Annotated in this window: 14 protein-coding genes and 1 tRNA gene; 7 read left to right on the forward strand and 8 right to left on the reverse strand. The window is 68.6% G+C overall.

The genetic code is table 11. The features are described 5' to 3' along the window. Positions 1-59 precede the first annotated feature (59 nt). Both AB0K11_RS19480 and AB0K11_RS19485 read right to left on the reverse strand, forming a co-directional pair. Positions 60-587: a hypothetical protein gene (locus tag AB0K11_RS19480; RefSeq protein ID WP_364980189.1), complete on the reverse strand. Its 528-nt coding sequence runs from the start codon at positions 585-587 to the stop codon at positions 60-62. A gap of 12 nt (positions 588-599) precedes the next feature. Further along, a complete protein-coding gene (locus AB0K11_RS19485) occupies positions 600-1103 on the reverse strand; it encodes a DUF402 domain-containing protein (protein ID WP_364980530.1) in 504 nt (167 codons plus the stop codon). 71 nt (positions 1104-1174) lie between these two features. On the opposite strand from AB0K11_RS19485, the gene uvrB reads away from it, so the two are divergent. Together uvrB and AB0K11_RS19495 are read left to right on the forward strand one after the other, a co-directional pair. After that, a complete protein-coding gene (gene uvrB / locus AB0K11_RS19490) occupies positions 1175-3337 on the forward strand; it encodes an excinuclease ABC subunit UvrB (protein ID WP_364980192.1) in 2163 nt (720 codons plus the stop codon). Positions 3338-3388: 51 nt separating this feature from the next. Beyond that, on the forward strand, positions 3389-4777 hold the full coding sequence (locus AB0K11_RS19495; protein ID WP_364980195.1) for an MFS transporter: 1389 nt from the start codon (positions 3389-3391) through the stop codon (positions 4775-4777). Here AB0K11_RS19495 and AB0K11_RS19500 read toward each other — a convergent pair. Beyond that, complete coding sequence (locus AB0K11_RS19500; RefSeq protein ID WP_364980198.1) at positions 4774-5511, reverse strand: MgtC/SapB family protein; 738 nt, start codon at positions 5509-5511, stop codon at positions 4774-4776. The two genes, AB0K11_RS19495 and AB0K11_RS19500, sit on opposite strands and share 4 nt — an antisense overlap. 113 nt (positions 5512-5624) lie before the next feature. Here AB0K11_RS19500 and AB0K11_RS19505 point away from each other — a divergent pair. Next, a tRNA-Cys gene (locus AB0K11_RS19505) sits at positions 5625-5695 on the forward strand. A 20-nt stretch (positions 5696-5715) separates the two neighbouring features. On the opposite strand, the gene AB0K11_RS19510 is transcribed toward AB0K11_RS19505, so the two are convergent. The 3 genes from AB0K11_RS19510 to AB0K11_RS19520 form a co-directional block, all read right to left on the reverse strand. Next, entirely contained in the window at positions 5716-6126 is a 411-nt protein-coding gene (locus AB0K11_RS19510; RefSeq protein WP_364980201.1) for a hypothetical protein, read from the reverse strand. After that, positions 6123-7307: a cytochrome P450 gene (locus AB0K11_RS19515; protein ID WP_364980533.1), complete on the reverse strand. Its 1185-nt coding sequence runs from the start codon at positions 7305-7307 to the stop codon at positions 6123-6125. The genes AB0K11_RS19510 and AB0K11_RS19515 overlap by 4 nt, the downstream gene beginning before the upstream one ends. A 118-nt stretch (positions 7308-7425) precedes the next feature. Beyond that, positions 7426-8781, reverse strand: coding sequence for a HAMP domain-containing sensor histidine kinase (locus AB0K11_RS19520; RefSeq protein ID WP_364980204.1), 1356 nt, complete (start codon positions 8779-8781; stop codon positions 7426-7428). Between the two features lie 87 nt (positions 8782-8868). Here AB0K11_RS19520 and AB0K11_RS19525 point away from each other — a divergent pair, with 87 nt between their 5' ends. Beyond that, entirely contained in the window at positions 8869-9726 is an 858-nt protein-coding gene (locus AB0K11_RS19525) for an acyl-CoA thioesterase domain-containing protein (protein ID WP_364980207.1), read from the forward strand. Here AB0K11_RS19525 and AB0K11_RS19530 read toward each other — a convergent pair. Further along, positions 9708-10376, reverse strand: coding sequence for a UdgX family uracil-DNA binding protein (locus tag AB0K11_RS19530; protein WP_364980210.1), 669 nt, complete (start codon positions 10374-10376; stop codon positions 9708-9710). The genes AB0K11_RS19525 and AB0K11_RS19530 overlap by 19 nt on opposite strands. Before the next feature lie 38 nt (positions 10377-10414). After that, on the reverse strand, positions 10415-11953 hold the full coding sequence (locus tag AB0K11_RS19535; protein ID WP_364980213.1) for a hypothetical protein: 1539 nt from the start codon (positions 11951-11953) through the stop codon (positions 10415-10417). A gap of 204 nt (positions 11954-12157) precedes the next feature. Here AB0K11_RS19535 and AB0K11_RS19540 point away from each other — a divergent pair, with 204 nt between their 5' ends. The 3 genes from AB0K11_RS19540 to AB0K11_RS19550 are packed head-to-tail and all read left to right on the forward strand — an operon-like array spanning position 12158 to position 15690. Continuing rightward, positions 12158-13594, forward strand: a complete 1437-nt coding sequence (locus AB0K11_RS19540) for a UbiD family decarboxylase (RefSeq protein WP_364980216.1) — start codon at positions 12158-12160, stop codon at positions 13592-13594. Between the two features lie 28 nt (positions 13595-13622). Continuing rightward, complete coding sequence (locus tag AB0K11_RS19545) at positions 13623-14045, forward strand: SRPBCC domain-containing protein (protein WP_364980218.1); 423 nt, start codon at positions 13623-13625, stop codon at positions 14043-14045. Positions 14046-14055: 10 nt separating this feature from the next. Next, complete coding sequence (locus tag AB0K11_RS19550; protein ID WP_364980221.1) at positions 14056-15690, forward strand: UbiD family decarboxylase; 1635 nt, start codon at positions 14056-14058, stop codon at positions 15688-15690. Positions 15691-15778: the final 88 nt, after the last annotated feature.

A 15778-nucleotide genomic window follows, 5' to 3' on the forward strand; every position in this document is an offset into this window, starting at 1 on the left:
AGTGTACGACGACCCTCTGACACGCCCCGGGCGCGACGTCCGGGCGACGGTCCTATCGGTCAGGCGGGCGGTTCGGCGGGCGGCGCGGGGGCGGCCGGGTCCGCCGGTGCGGGCAGCGCCTCAGCGGTCACCGGAGCCTGGCAGGACAGCGAGCCGAAGTCCGGGTCGTCGCGGTTGGGGATCAGTCGCGGGGCGACGAAGTCGTCCGCCTGGGCCACCACCTGGTCGTCGACCAGGATCTCGCAGTGCAGGTTCGCCGAGTACGGCCACTTGACCTGGACCTTCATCGTGGCGAGGCCGGAAGCGGGCAGCACGGTGTTGATGTCGACGACCCGACCGGGAACCATCGTCGGGTTCGCGGTCTGGGTCTGGTCGCCCTCGGCGGCGTAGGTGATCGTCGCCCCGCGGGACACCCCGTCGACACGGGCCCGGTAGATGATGTTGTGCAGCACCTCGGGACCCGGTGGGGTCTCCACCTGCGGTTGGCCGTCGGGATCGGCCGGCGCGAAAGCCGGGGTCAGCTGCGCGCCCGCGAACAGCGTGGCCGTCGCGGCGGCCACCACCCATCCGCGCTTCACGAAACTCATGAGCCGACCTTACTACCCGCGCCACGTCAGGGCCACGCCGTTGTCCGCCAGCCAGCTGTGCAGGTCATAGCCGTGCCGGGTCAGTCCCTCGACCGTGTCCAGCGCCGTCCGCACCGCCCTTTCAGCAACCTCGGGAGCGAGCAGGCCGTCACGGACCGCGGCCAGCAACTCGTCGACGTCCTGCACGTCGACTCCGCGGCCCGTGCGTACTGCCAAATCCAGGTAGTGGTCCTCGGATCGCCAGACGTCGGGCCCGGCGGTGAAGTGGCCGACGTCGAGATAGTGGTCCTGGTCGCGTTCGTGACCCGGGTTGAAGTGGAACACGGTGGCCCGCAGGTTCAGCGCGGGGAGCAGCCACGATTCGAGATAGTGGAACTGCTCGCGGCCGGGCGTCGGGCGCGCGAGGTACAGCCCCCACGGAGTGACCGTGTAGACGTCGACGGCCCGCACGATGCCCTTGGGGTCGGTGTTCGTGCGGGCGCGCAGGTCGAATGTCTCGGTTTTCGGCGGGTGGATGGCGTCAGGATAAGGCGTGCGGAGGGCCGCGGGGAATGAACTTGTCGTACCTCGCGCTTACCCTGGTGAACATGGCTTTCGCTACCGAACATCCCGTACTCGCGCACTCCGAGTACCGGCCTGTCGAGGCGATGGTGCGCACCGGTGACCGGTTCGAGGTGGTCAGCCCCTACGACCCCGCAGGTGACCAGCCGGCGGCCATCGAGGAACTCGAGCGCCGGGTCAGGGCGGGGGAACGCGACATCGTCCTGCTCGGCGCCACCGGCACCGGCAAGTCGGCCACCACCGCCTGGCTCATCGAGCGGCTGCAACGTCCCACGCTGGTGATGGCACCGAACAAGACACTGGCCGCTCAGCTGGCCAACGAGTTGCGGGAGATGTTGCCGCACAATTCGGTCGAGTACTTCGTGTCGTATTACGACTACTACCAGCCCGAGGCGTACATCGCGCAGACCGACACCTACATCGAGAAGGACAGCTCGATCAATGACGACGTCGAGCGGCTGCGGCACTCGGCCACGTCGAGCCTGCTGTCCCGGCGCGACGTCGTCGTGGTGGCTTCGGTGTCCTGCATCTACGGCCTGGGCACGCCGCAGTCCTACATGGACCGGTCGGTGGAACTGCAGGTCGGGCACGAGGTGCAGCGCGACGCACTGCTGCGCCTGCTCGTCGACGTGCAGTACACCCGCAACGACATGTCCTTCACCCGCGGCTCGTTCCGGGTCCGCGGCGACACCGTCGAGATCATCCCCTCCTACGAGGAGCTGGCGGTGCGCATCGAGTTCTTCGGCGACGAGATCGAGGCGCTCTACTACCTGCATCCGCTGACCGGTGACGTGGTCCGCAAGGTCGACTCGCTGCGCATCTTCCCGGCCACCCACTACGTCGCGGGGCCCGAGCGGATGGCCCAGGCCATCTCCAGCATCGAGAAGGAACTCGAGGAACGGCTGGCCGAACTGGAAGGCCAGGGCAAGCTGCTCGAGGCGCAGCGGCTGCGGATGCGGACGAACTACGACCTCGAGATGATGAAGCAGGTCGGGTTCTGCTCGGGCATCGAGAACTATTCGCGGCACATCGACGGTCGCGGACCGGGCACCGCACCCGCCACGCTGATCGACTACTTCCCCGAGGACTTCCTGCTCGTCATCGACGAGTCGCATGTCACCGTCCCGCAGATCGGCGGCATGTACGAGGGTGACATGTCCCGCAAGCGCAATCTCGTCGACTTCGGCTTCCGGTTACCCTCCGCCGTCGACAACCGCCCCCTGACGTGGGAGGAATTCGCCGACCGCATCGGCCAGACGGTGTACCTGTCGGCGACCCCCGGGCCCTACGAGATGAGTCAGACGGGCGGCGAGTTCGTCGAGCAGGTCATTCGTCCCACGGGGCTGGTCGATCCGCAGATCGTCGTCAAGCCGACCAAGGGCCAGATCGACGACCTGATCGGCGAGATCCGCAAGCGCACGGCGGCCGACGAGCGTGTGCTGGTCACGACGTTGACCAAGAAGATGGCCGAGGACCTCACCGATTACCTGCTGGAGACGGGCATCCGGGTGCGTTACCTGCACTCCGAGGTCGACACGTTGCGCCGCGTCGAACTGCTGCGGCAGCTGCGGCTGGGGGAGTACGACGTGCTCGTCGGTATCAACCTGCTGCGCGAAGGTCTCGACCTGCCTGAGGTCTCGCTGGTGTCGATCCTCGACGCCGACAAGGAAGGGTTCCTGCGCTCGGCGCGCAGCCTGATCCAGACCATCGGTCGCGCGGCGCGCAACGTGTCAGGTGAAGTGCACATGTACGCCGACAAGATCACCGACTCGATGCGAGAGGCCATCGACGAGACCGACCGCCGCCGGGCCAAGCAGGTCGCGTACAACGCGCAGCACGGGCTCGATCCAAAGCCGCTGCGTAAGAAGATCGCCGACATCCTCGACCAGGTGTACCGCGAGGCCGACGACACCGACGCGACCGTCGAGGTCGGCGGTTCGGGTCGCAACGCCTCTCGGGGCAGGCGCGCGCAGGGCGAGCCAGGCCGGGCGGTGAGCGCGGGGATCATCGAGGGCCGCGACACGTCCAACATGCCGCGGGCCGAATTGGCCGACCTGATCAAGGACCTGACCGCGCAGATGATGACCGCCGCACGGGATCTGCAGTTCGAGCTGGCCGCCCGGATCCGCGACGAGATCCACGATTTGAAGAAGGAACTGCGCGGCATGGACGCCGCGGGGCTGAAGTGACCGGCCGCGGGGCTTGACCTGAACAGCGGTTGAGCTCCTAGCGTGGCGGATGTGAATGACGTGAGCACCGTCCCGGCCGGCAGTTGGCGCTCGCTGCTCGGCCGCGAACGACTGGGAACCGCAACGCTTCTGGCGGGCGGCGTCGGGCTGTACGCGACGAACGAGTTCCTCACCATCAGCCTCTTGCCCAGCACCGTCGCCGACATCGGCGGCCAACGGTTCTACGCCTGGGTCGTCGCGGTGTACCTGGTGGGCTCGGTGGTCGCGGCCACCGCGGTCAACCCGTTGCTGTTGCGATTCGGCGCGCGGGCGTCATACCTGGTCACGCTGACCTCGTTCGCGGTGGGCACCGTCGGCTGCGCGTTGGCCCCCTCGATGGAACTGCTGCTCCTCGCCCGCACGCTGCAGGGTGCCGCGGGAGGCGTGCTGGCCGGACTCGGCTACGCGGTGATCAACGCCGCGCTGCCGAGTTGGCTGTGGACCAGGGCGTCGGCGCTGGTGTCGGCCATGTGGGGTGTCAGCGTGATCATCGGCCCGTCGATGGGTGGCCTGTTCGCCCAATTCGGGCTCTGGCGATGGGCATTCGGCTCACTGGCGATCCTGGCCGTGGCGATGATGGCCCTGGTACCGATCGCGCTGCCCGACACCGGTGGCGCGGCGCCGTCGGCGCGCACCGGGATCCCGCTGTGGTCGCTGCTGCTGCTCGGCGCGTCGGCGCTGGCCATCAGCGTCGCCGGCGTGCAGCACCACCCTGCGGCCACGGCCGGCATGCTCGCCGCAGGCGCTCTGCTGATCGCCGCGTTCCTGTTCGTCGACCGCCGCGCGAAGGCCTGGGTGCTGCCCCGCGCGGCGTTCAGACCCGGACCGCTCAAGTGGATGTACCTGACGATCGGCATCCTGATGGCCGCGACGATGGCCGACATGTACGTGCCGCTGTTCGGCCAGCGGCTGGCCGGCATGGCGCCGGTGATGGCGGGATTCCTGGGCGCGGTGCTGGCGATCGGCTGGACCACCTCGGAGATCATGAGTGCATCGGCGCACGGACGGCGCGCCGCCCGGCTGGTCGCCGTCGCGCCGTTGCTGATGACCGTCGGGCTGGCGGTGACGGCACTCACGATCGACGACGGCCCACGGTGGCCGGTGATCGCGGTATGGGCGGTCGGTCTGTTCGTCGCCGGTGTGGGTGTCGGAGTGGCGTGGCCGCATCTCTCCGCCTGGATCATGGGGGTCGACGACGACCCGGTCGAGAGCGGTGCCGCCGCAGCGGCCATCAACACCGTGCAACTGGTGTCGGGCGCCATCGGCGCAGGGCTGGCCGGCGTGGTGGTGAACATGGCCGACGGCGGCGATGTGGGCGCAGCCCGATGGCTGTTCGCCGTGTTCGCGGCCTTGGCGGCGATCGGTCTGCTCGCCTCTTACCGCGCGAGTCGCACCACCTAGTCGGGGTCGTCCTCGAGTTGGCGGATCGAGGTGACGCCGTCGATCGCGGCGAGCACGGTCGGCGCGTTGAGAATTCCGTTGCCGGACAGCGTCAACAGCACACCGGCACTGTGGGCGGGCGCTCCGAGGGGCTCGCCGCCGGTGTCCGAGGCGAGTTCGGAGAGCTGCCATCCCCGCCGGTCGCAGGCAGCGAGCACGTCGCGCATCACGCTGCGGCCCTCCGCATACGTCAGGTGCAGGCGAATCGATCCGCTCAACCGGGCGGCGAGGCGGCGTGTCAGCGGCATGAATCCGAGCACGATCATGAAGTGCATGGCCGTCACCGTGCAGGCGAGGAGCAGCAGGCCGGCGCCTGCGGCCATGCCGATCGCGGCCGACTCCCACACCGCGGCCGCGGTGGTCAGCCCGTGCACCGAGCCGCGACGGAAGATGATGATGCCTGCGCCGAGAAATCCGATGCCCGAGACGATCTGGGCTGCGACCCGCGACGGGTCCACCTCGACGGTGCCCGGCACCACGACGTCGAGGAACCCGTACTTGCTCACCAGCAGGATCAGCGCCGCGGCGGTCCCGACGATGGTCTGGGTGCGCAATCCCGCGCTCTTGCCCTGGATCTCGCGTTCGATGCCGATGAGCGCGGTCAGGGCGAATGCGACGAACAGTTCGACGATCTGCCGGGGCCCCTGCCCGGGACCGCCGAAGAACGGGTCACCGGCCGCCAGCCACGCCTCCATGCCGATCAAGTTAGCTGCACCCGCGGCCGGGCCCGGTGTGCCGCGCCGACCGCCGATCACGGTGATCGAAACCCTGGCGGAGGCGTTCACCTGCTGACATGGTGGAGAACATCGCGGGTGTGGCCGAGTGGCTAGGCACCGGCCTGCAAAGCCGTTCACACGGGTTCGAATCCCGTCACTCGCTCCGAATAAGTGCACGCGGCGTTACGTCGAAGCTGCGGGTCCCCAGTATTTCTCCGCGTTCCTCCGGCGAAGATCCGCGAGCGTTCTCGTGACCGACTCCACGTCCGAAATGTCGGAGAACAATCGTTCGATCAGTTCGAGGTTCGCACGCGCCCAGTCGACTTCCTCGGCGGCGGACAGGTAGCGGATGTCGTCGTCGCCCAGCACGTACTGCCTGATCAACGAGATTCCGAAGCCATCGCCGGGAAGACGGGTCGGCGACGCAGACAGCTCGAGCTGCCCTCGGTCGAGGACGATCAACCAGGTGAGATCTGGCCCCGAAACGGTCAGCGATGCGTTCGGCGCGTGCGTCCGTGAGTCGGTCAACCGGTACCGCGAATCCGCGTAGATGAACTCGAAGTGGCGAAGGAAGATCTCGAGCAGCTTCTTCATACCGCGACCGTGGCCGGGGTGAAGCGGACGGGCATCGACTTGATCCCGTTCATCAGCACCGAACGCACCCGCTCGACCGGTCCGGCCAATTCCAGGTCGGCCATCCGGGTGAGCACCTCGGGGAAGATCGCGGCGGCTTCCACCCGCGCGAGGTTGGCGCCCAGACAGAAATGCGTGCCGCCGCCACCGAAGGCCAGGTGCGTGTTCGGTGTCCGGCCGACGTCGAAGCGGTCCGGATCGTCGAAGTGGGCCTCGTCTCGGTTGGCGGACGGGTAGAACATCGCCACCCGTTCGCCCGCCCGGATCGGGATGCCGCCCAACGCGGTGTCGCAGGTCGCGGTCCGGGTGAATGCCGCGACCGGACTGGTGTAGCGCAGCATCTCCTCGATCGCCGACGGCAGCAGCGACGGGTCGTCCATCAGCCGGGCCCGCTGGTCGGGGTGCTCCAGCAGCGCGACAGTGCCTCCGGCGATCAGGTTCCGGGTGGTGTCGCCGCCCGCGTTGAGCAGTAGCAGGAAGAACATGTTGAACTCGAAGTCGGTCAGGCGCTCGCCGTCGACCTCGGCATGCAGCAGCGCACTGGCGATGTCGTCGGCAGGCTCGGCGCGCTTCCAGATCGCCAGGTCGTTGGCGTACTCGAAGACCTGCATCTGAGCCCGCTCAACGGCCGGGCTCATGTCCCCGGTGTTCATCTGTTCGGAGAGCGCATACAGCCGGCGGCCGTCCTGCAGCGGGATGCCGAGAAGTTCGGCGATGACGTACGACGGCAGCGCCCCGGCGACGTCCTCGACGAAGTCGCATTCACCACGCTCGATCACGTCGTCGACGATCTTCCGTGCCATGTCGGTGAGGTGGCTGCTCAGCCGGGCGACGTGACGTGGCGTGAATCCCTTGCTGACCAGCGCGCGCAGCGCCGTGTGCCGCGGCGGGTCCATGCTCACCATGATCAGTTCGAGCTGGTAGGCGTTCTCGGGACGGGGCACGTCGAAGAACACTCCGGTCGCCTGCGACGACCACGTCGTACTGTCCCGCGACACCGCGCGCACCTCGTCGTACCCGGTCAGCGCCCAGAAGCCGCTGTCGCCGTGCGGGTGCCAGGCCACCGGGGCGCGGCGGCGCAGCGCGGCGAAGGCCTCATATGGCGCGCCGCGTGCATAGGTCTCCGGATCGGTGAAATCCACACCGCCGATGGTGATGGCGTCCTCGGGCATGCGGAACCTCCCCCCGGCGTGGAAAAGCCACACCATTTCGAACGTTAGCGCCGACGCGAGCCGCCGTGGCGATATCGGCAGATCCGGCTCAGCGCACCGCGGGCAGCTTCAGCAAGAGCCGAGCACCACCCATCGGGCTGGTCTCCAGTGACGCTGTCCCGCCGTGTAACTCGGCCTGCTGCGCGACGAGCGCCAGGCCGAGCCCTGACCCCGACCGCGAGGCGGTGGACCCGCGGGAGAACCGTTCGAACACCAGCGTGCGTTCCTGCTCGGGCACGCCCGCGCCGTTGTCGTCGATGGCGATCTCCACGTTGCCGCCGGACTGTATTGCGCTCAACCGGATCTCGGTCGCCTTGCCGTGCTTGACAGCGTTGGCGATGGCGTTGTCGACCACGAGGCGGAGCCCGGCGGGCAGCCCGAGGATGTGCACGGGCGCCGACGGCACCAGCGACACGTCGAGGCCGGGGTAGCTGCGCACCGCGTCGTGGGCCGCCCGGTCGAGGAGTTCGGTGAGGTCGACGGGCACATGGTCCGCTGCGGTCATCAACTGACCCTGTGCCAGCCGCTCCAGGGCGGTCAGCGTGGACTCGATGCGGCTCTGGGTCCGGATGACGTCGCCGATGACCTCCGCCCGCTGATCGTCGGTCATGTTCAGCGTGGCGAGCACCTCGAGGTTGGTGCGCATCGCGGTCAGCGGTGTCCGCAGCTCGTGTGAGGCGACCGCAGCGAAGTCGCGCGCCGACTCCAGCGCCGCCTTGGTGCGCGCCTGCTCGTCGCCGATGCGCGCCAGCATGCCCTCGACCGCCTCGGCGATCTCGACGGCCTCCCACACGCCGCGCACCTGCACCTCGTCGGGATTCGACTGCGCATTGATGGCCCGAGCCTGCTCGGCGAGCAGCCGGAACGGGTTGATCATGATCAGCCACATCACCCAGACGACGACCACCGTCGCGGTGAGGACGCCGCCGCAGATGAGCAGCACCCGAAGGTGCAGCTGATCGATCCGCTTCTGCGTCTCGGCCAGCGGCGCGCCGAGGGCGATCGACGCCGGCCCCGCGGTGAAGGTGCGCACCCGGTACTCGACGCCGTCGATCGTGGTGTCGGCGTAGCCGTCCGGCAGCTGGGGCAGCACGGTCTCGCGGGGCACCGACAGCGTGACGCCGCTGATGCGGGCGGTCCGGATCAGGGTGCCGTTCGGGATCGTTCCCCCGGTGGGCAGCGGCTGCGGGTTGAGCAGCGTGCTGATGTCGCCCAGGCTGCTCACGGAGTCGAGCTGCCGGTCGAGCTGGCTGTACTGGTCGTTGGTGACGCCGACCCACACCCAAACCCCCAGGGTGATCACCAGCGCGACCACCGACACCGCGGCGACGATCACGATCGTGCGCAGGGACAACACCGGCATCGGCGATCGCAGCAGCCGGTAGATGCGGTCATCGACACGCATCAGCGACCCTGTCCGTCCACGTGGTCATCTTGCCTGACCGGGAGGCGGCGGTGAGCCGCGCCGCGCGGCGTCGGGCATGATGCCCCGGTGCAGTCCCCGCAACTGGCCGACATCGTCGACACCCTGGACGTCGCGCAGGTGGGTGAGGACGCGTTCCTCGCCACCCAGCTCGACAACGCCCACCACCACATCGTGGGTGGCCACATCGCCGGTCAGGCGCTGGTCGCCGCCGGAAGGACGGCGACCGGCCGGTTGCCGCACAGCTTCCACGTCTTCCTGCTGCGTGCGGGCGACGCCCGTTACCCGGTGGAGTTCGAGGTGAGCCGGCTGCGTGACGGCGGCACGCTGGCCACGCGGCGGCTGACGGGCCGCCAGGACGGCAAGGTGCTGCTCGAGGCACTCGCCTCCTTCACCACGCCGGTGGACAGCCTGGAGTATCACCAGCCGCTGCCCGAGGTGCCCGCGCCAGAGGATCTGACGCCGATCCAGGAGCAGCTGCGGCCATACGCCGAGGAGGTGAACGGCTACTGGGTGCGGCCGCAGCCGTTCGAGTTGCGCTACGCCGACCCGCCGCCGCGACTCGCGCTCGACCTCCCTGAGCCGTCGCCGCGGATCCGGATGTGGTGGCGACCGGCGGGCGACGCGCACATCCTGACCGGGGCCGACCCGCTGATCCACACCGCACTGCTCGTCTACGTCTCGGGCACCACCGTGCTCGAGACCACGATGACGATGCGGCGCACCACACAGACCAGTGTGTTCAACGCGCTGATCGACCACGCGATGTGGTTCCACCGGCCGCCCCGGCTGTCCGACTGGATCCTCTCCGACCAGGTCTCGCCGAGCGGTGTGGACGGCCGCGGGCTGGCCACGGCCACGATGTTCAACCGCGGCGGCGAACTGCTGTGCACCGTGACCCAGGAGGTCTACTTCGGTCGCGGCTGAGCCAGCAGGCCGGCGGCCACCCGCAGGTCGGCGGTCAGGCCTTCGAACGCCTTCTCGCGGTCCTCGGGCGGGCCGCGCAGCACCGATGACGGGTGCACGGTGGCGACGACCTGCGGGTCGACGTCCAGGTGGGTGGTCGACGGCGGCAGGCGCAGCACCTCGCCGCGATGGGTCGTGACGCGGAAATCGTTGCCCATCAACGCTTTCGCGGCGGTGGCGCCGAGCAGCACCACCACGTCGGGCTCGACGGCGTCCAGTTCGGTGATCAGCCACGGGCGGCAGGCCACCACCTCGGTGCGGCTCGGCGTCTTGTGGATCCGGCGCGTGCCCCGCTCGGGCAGCGTGAACTTGAAGTGCTTGACGGCGTTGGTCACATAGACGGCGTCGCGGTCGATTCCGGCGGCGACGAGCGCCCGGTCGAGCAGCTTGCCTGCCGGACCCACGAACGGCGCACCCGCCCGGTCCTCCTGGTCGCCGGGTTGTTCGCCGACCAGCATCATCGTCGCCGCTGTGCTGCCCGCCCCGAAGACGGTCCGGGTGGCGTCGAGGTACAGGTCGCAGCCCTTGCAGCCCTGGGCCGCGTCGGCGAGCACCGCGAGATCGGCGGTGGCGGGAACGAATTCCTGAGCGCCGGGTGGACGAGCGGCCATGTCGGCAGGACTACCCGCCTGTACGGAGTTCTATCGGGCTACCGGGTCGACTTGGTCACCTGGGCGAAGCTGAACTGCCAGCGCTCGACGACGTGGAAACCCATCCGCTCGGGCACCCGGTAGGCCGGCGCCCCGCCCAGCCGCGGCCCGGGGTCCAGCGCAGCCCCCGACTCGCGGTCGGGCACCGTCTCGTCGCGCTCGGAGACCGTCCACAGCACGGTGCACTCGCGGACGCGGTCAGCGACGCCCCGGATGCCGAGGTGGGTGTCCCACAACCAGCCCCGTTCTGCGGCGCGCCGGCCTCGCCCGGGATCGACCAGCTGTGCATAGGCCGCCGGACGTGCGGCGGTCAGCGGCCGGATCGGGCCGGGCAGCCAGTCGGTGGTGTTGTCCAGCACCAGGCAGTCGCCCGGCCGCGCATGGGCGGAGACGACGTCGGCGACCTGGCTGAAGTCCATGCCCTCCTTGGCGTACGGCCCGCGCTGGACGAACACGTAGTTCGGTGTGGCGGCCACCGCGAACACCGCCAGCCACGCGGTGATCCGCTCGCGGCTGCGGCCGACGGTGGTGACACACACGCCGAGGAGCAGCGCCATCGCCGGTGCGGTGAAGGTCAGGTAGCGCGGATAGTAGATCGGTCCGGCCAGCGCCGAATAGGCCACCAAGACCGCGGTCGGGAGCGCGATCCACGCGGCGGCCAGGAGGGCCAGCCGCCGGTCGCCGTCGGTCATCAGCCGGACCCGCCGCAGCACCACCGGAGCCGCGAGGGTGAGGCCGGCGAGGACCGCGAACGGCACGCTGTGGTCGAAGTACTGCTCCTCGGCGATCTCGACCACGGTGTCGGTGCTCAGGGGAGCGATCCACCGCACCTGGATGATCTGCGTGCGGCAGTAGATGAGGAACGGTGTCACCGCCAGCACCGCCGCAGCGGTGGCCGCCAGCCAGCCGAGCACCGCGGCGCGCCGGGGAGCGAGCACGGCCAGCAGAACCGCATGCACCAGCGCGAGCAGCACCAGGAAGACGTTCAACACCGTGCACAGGATCAGCGCGCAGGAGTAGACCGCCCACCACGAGCGGCGCCTTCGGCGGACGGCGGCGACGAGCAGCACGCTCACCCACACCGCGGCCAGCGCCGAAAGGGCGTAGGACCGGCCCTCGATCCCCGCCCACGTGACGCGCGGCAGGATCGCGAAACAGATCCCCGCGCAGACCGCCGCCGTCCGGCCGGAGAACTGCCTGGCGAACACCACCACGCCCGCCGCCGCACCCGCCGCGGCCAGGCAGCTCGAGAACCGGATCCAGAACTCGGTCGCCGGGAACACGGCGAACCACCCGTGCATGAGCAGGTAGTAGAGGCCGTGCACCGCGTCGATGTTGTGCAGCAGCCGCCACAGATCCGCCACCGGCCGCGTCGCGGCAGAAATCGTCGCCGCCTCGTCGAACCACAGCGACGGCCGGGCGGCGCCGGCAGCGCTCACCACGCCGGTGAACAGCGCCACCGCCAGGGGGTCGAACCGACCGGCTCGCAGTGCTCGACGGGCGTCCTCACGACGCTCCGGTTTCAGTGACAGATCCACGCGCTCGACTCGTTACCCTCTCGACGACCGGCAAAACCGTAACCCGGCGGGTTCCCGTTCGCCCGTCCGTCCTCTTCCGGTGCGTCGCCCGCAGCGGCGGCTGCTGGGGATCACCGCCGAAAGTGCCCACCGGCCGCGACGCCCCAGTAAGGTCCTGCTTGTCTTTGCTGGGGATTCGGGGCGACAGGAGTGGGGCACCGCGCGATGCCGTTCCAGGATTTCCGGGAGTTCCTCGATGCGCTGAGGTCCCGAGGCGAGCTCATCGACGTCACCCGGCCCGTCGCGCTCGAACTCGAGGTGGCCAAGGCGATGCGCAAGAGCGCGTCGGTCAGCGGCCCGGCCGTCGTGTTCCGGGACAACGGAACCCGATTCCCGTTGGTCGGCGGGGTGTACAACTCGCGAGCCAAGGCGCTGATCGCGTACGGCTGCGACGAGGACGGTGTGATGGCGCACATCCTCGCGGGACTGGGCCGGCGGATCCCGCCGGTGGTCGTCGAGGACGCCCCCGTGCACGAGAACGTGATCCTGGGCGATGACATCGACCTGACGACGTTGCCGGTGCCCCGCTACAGCCCCGACGACGGCGGGCCCTACATCACGCCGGGCATCGTGGTGAGCCGCGACCCCGAAACAGGTGTGCCGGACATCGGGCACTACCGGTTCGAGGTCATCGACTCCCGCACGCTGTCGTTCCTGGCGATGCCCAACCACCGCTTCGGCAAGCATCTCGCCAAGGCGCTCGCCCGTGGCGACAAGACCTTTCGCGCCGCGCTGGTGATCGGCGTCGATCCGATGCTCGCCTACACCGGCCCCATCCAGGTGCCCGAGAACACGAATGACTTCGAGGTGGCGGGCGGACTGCGCGGCGCGCCCGTCGAACTGGTGCGCTGCCGCACCATCGATCTGGAGGTGCCCGCGCGCGCCGAGTTCGTCATCGAGTTCGAGGTGGACTTCACCGAGACGGTGTTCGAGGGTCCGCTGGGGGAGTACACCGGGTACTACACGCCGGGTTCGATGAAGCCGATCGCCCGGCCGCTGGCTCTGACCCACCGGAACGACCCCTACTTCCAGGCGCTGCTCACCGGCAAACCGACCACCGAGAACCACGTGCTCAAACAATTGGCGTTCGAGGCGTCGTTCCTCAAGTCGATGCAGGCGACGTTCCCGACGATCGAACGGGTGGCGATCCCGCCGTCGGGAGGAGTGAACTTCCGGGTGGTGATGGCGATGCGTCCGCGGTTCACCGGTGAGGCGCGCAACGCCATCCTCACCGCAATGGGCTCCAACGTCCGGCCCAAGACGGTGATCGTCGTCGACCCCGACATCGACGTCCAGGATTCGGGTGAGGTCGAGTGGGCCATCGCGTTCCGTTCCCAGCCGGCCCGTGACGTGATCATCGTCGACGGGCTACCCGGAGGGCCTCTTGATCCGACGCTCGACGAATCTCTGGAGCCCGATCGCCGCACCGGATCCGCACTCGGTATCGACGCGACCTACCCGTACGGCACGGTGGTGAAGATCGCCGGCGACGCCTGCGGTCCCTCCCTCGCCGAGCACGGCGCCGAATTCGTCGGCCACTTCACAGAAGTGGCCGACGTCCCGGGATGGCGCGATTACGACTTCCCGGAATTGGCGCCCTGATCACCCCGCGGAGACGAAAGGCCTCTCGATGCCCGAGATCCATCACGAGATCAAGATCGGCGCGACACCCGAGCGCGTGTTCGAGGCGTTGACCACCCGCGACGGTGTGGCCGGGTGGCACACCCCGGCGGCCGAGGGCACCGGCGAGGTGGGTGGCGAATGGGTGTTCCGGTTCGCGGATCATCCCGAATTCGGCTGGGAGATCGTGCGTTCCGACTCGCCACGCCTGGTCGAGTGGCGATGTACCCGCGGTCCCGGCGACTCGGTGGGGACCACTGCCACGTTCACGCTGACCGGAACCGATGACGGCCGCACGCTCGTCGAGCACGTCCACGCCGGCTGGCCCGGTACCCATGGCAACTTCCGCAAGTGCAACACGACATGGGGCGTGCTGCTGCACCACCTGCGGGAATATGTCGAAACCGGCGACGCCGCACCGGCATTCGAGTAAGGAACGCGTCATGCCCCAGCAGAGCCTGAGCGAGTTCGTCGACGAGATGGAGAAGGCGGGGATGCTGGTCCGCATCACCGACGAGAAGCGGGTGGACGAGCTGCCCGCGGTGATGGAGGCCAACCCGCTGACCGCGGTGCTGGTCGAGCACGTCACGGACTGCGAATTCCAGTTCCTGGCCAACGCGTACTCGAATCAGGACCAGACGGCGTGGGCGCTGGGCTGCGAGAAGAGTGAGACCGGCCGGCGGATGGTCGAGCTCGGCAAGGGCCGGATCAAGCCCGAGGTCGTCGACACCGCACCGTGCAAGGAGGTCATCCTCACCGGCGACGACGTCGACCTGACCCGGCTTCCGCTGTTCCTCCACCACGATCGTGACGGCCACGCCTACACGAACGACAACCTGGTGGTGAGCAAGCACCCGGACACCGGTGTCTACGACTGGGGCATCTACCGCAGCATGTTCCGGACCAGGACCGAGAAGATGTTCGACATGACGTGCACGTCGCACCGGGCCCGGCTGAATGCTCAAGCGGCACAGGCCAAGGGGCACAACCTCGAACTCGCGATCGTCCTGGGCGGGCCGCTGGTGGACAAGGTGGCCGCACTGACGGGCGTGCCACCGGGTACCGACGACTTCGAGGTGCTCGGCAGCTTCTACGGTCATCCCGCGAAGCTGGTGCAGTGCGAGACCATCGACCTCCTGGTGCCGGCCAACGCGGAGATCGTGCTCGAGTGCGAGCTGATGGCAACGGAGGGGCTGACGCACGACGAGGGCCCCTACGGCGAGTTCACCGGCATGTACGGCGGCGGGATCAAGGCGAACTACCGCGCAGTGGTCAAGGCGATGACATTCCGCAGCGGTGGCATCTTCCAGCACGCCACGATCGGCGGAAAACACCCCTGGTACACCGACAACATGTTGCAGCTGCCGATGATCGAGTCCGACCTGTACGGCGGCCTGGCAATGGCGGGAATCGACGTGAAGGAGGTCCGCGCGCCACTGGGTGGGCTGTCGAACATCGTGTACGCGAAGATCAGGCCGCGCGGTGCCGGCGACTCGAAGCAGGCGCTCGGGGTGATGCTGACGTGCTCGAAGCAGGGGCTCCCGAAGATCGCGATGGTGTTCGACGAGGACGTCGACATCTGGGACGACAATGCCGTGCAGTTCGCGATGGCGTTCCGGTTCATGCCGCACCTCGACACGGTGACCATCCCGAACGGCAACACGATGACGGTCGACCCGATGATCGCCGAGGACGCGGCGCCCGGCACCGCGTCGAAGATCGGGCTGGACTGCACCATCCCGATCAGTCCGAAATTCGTGCGCTCGCATTTCGACCGGAGCACAGTGTTCGAACTCGGTGATCCGCCACCGGACGTGGTGGTGATGTCCGAGGAGGACCTGACCGCCGACATGGGCGACTTCATCCGCGCGGCGCCGCGGACCTGGAAGGAGATCCTGCAGCAGTACAACGGCCAGCCCTACAGGGTGGTCTACGGGGCGTTCAGCAATCTGCGGCCGCAATTGGGCCGCTGTGATGACGAACCGTGGTATCGCTACACGTTCTCCGACACCGACTTTGCCGTCGACGTCGGGGAGGCGCCGTCGTCGAATTTCGATCCCCGCCACCGGGAGACATGAAACTCGTTGTGATGACCTGGATCACGTCGGTTGCCAGATGCGAGTTCGCCGCGGGGGCAGGGCAGTGGGTCGCGTTGGTCACCGTGCG

The sequence above is a fragment of the Mycobacterium sp. NPDC050551 genome, from assembly GCF_040674075.1.
Taxonomy (GTDB): domain Bacteria; phylum Actinomycetota; class Actinomycetes; order Mycobacteriales; family Mycobacteriaceae; genus Mycobacterium.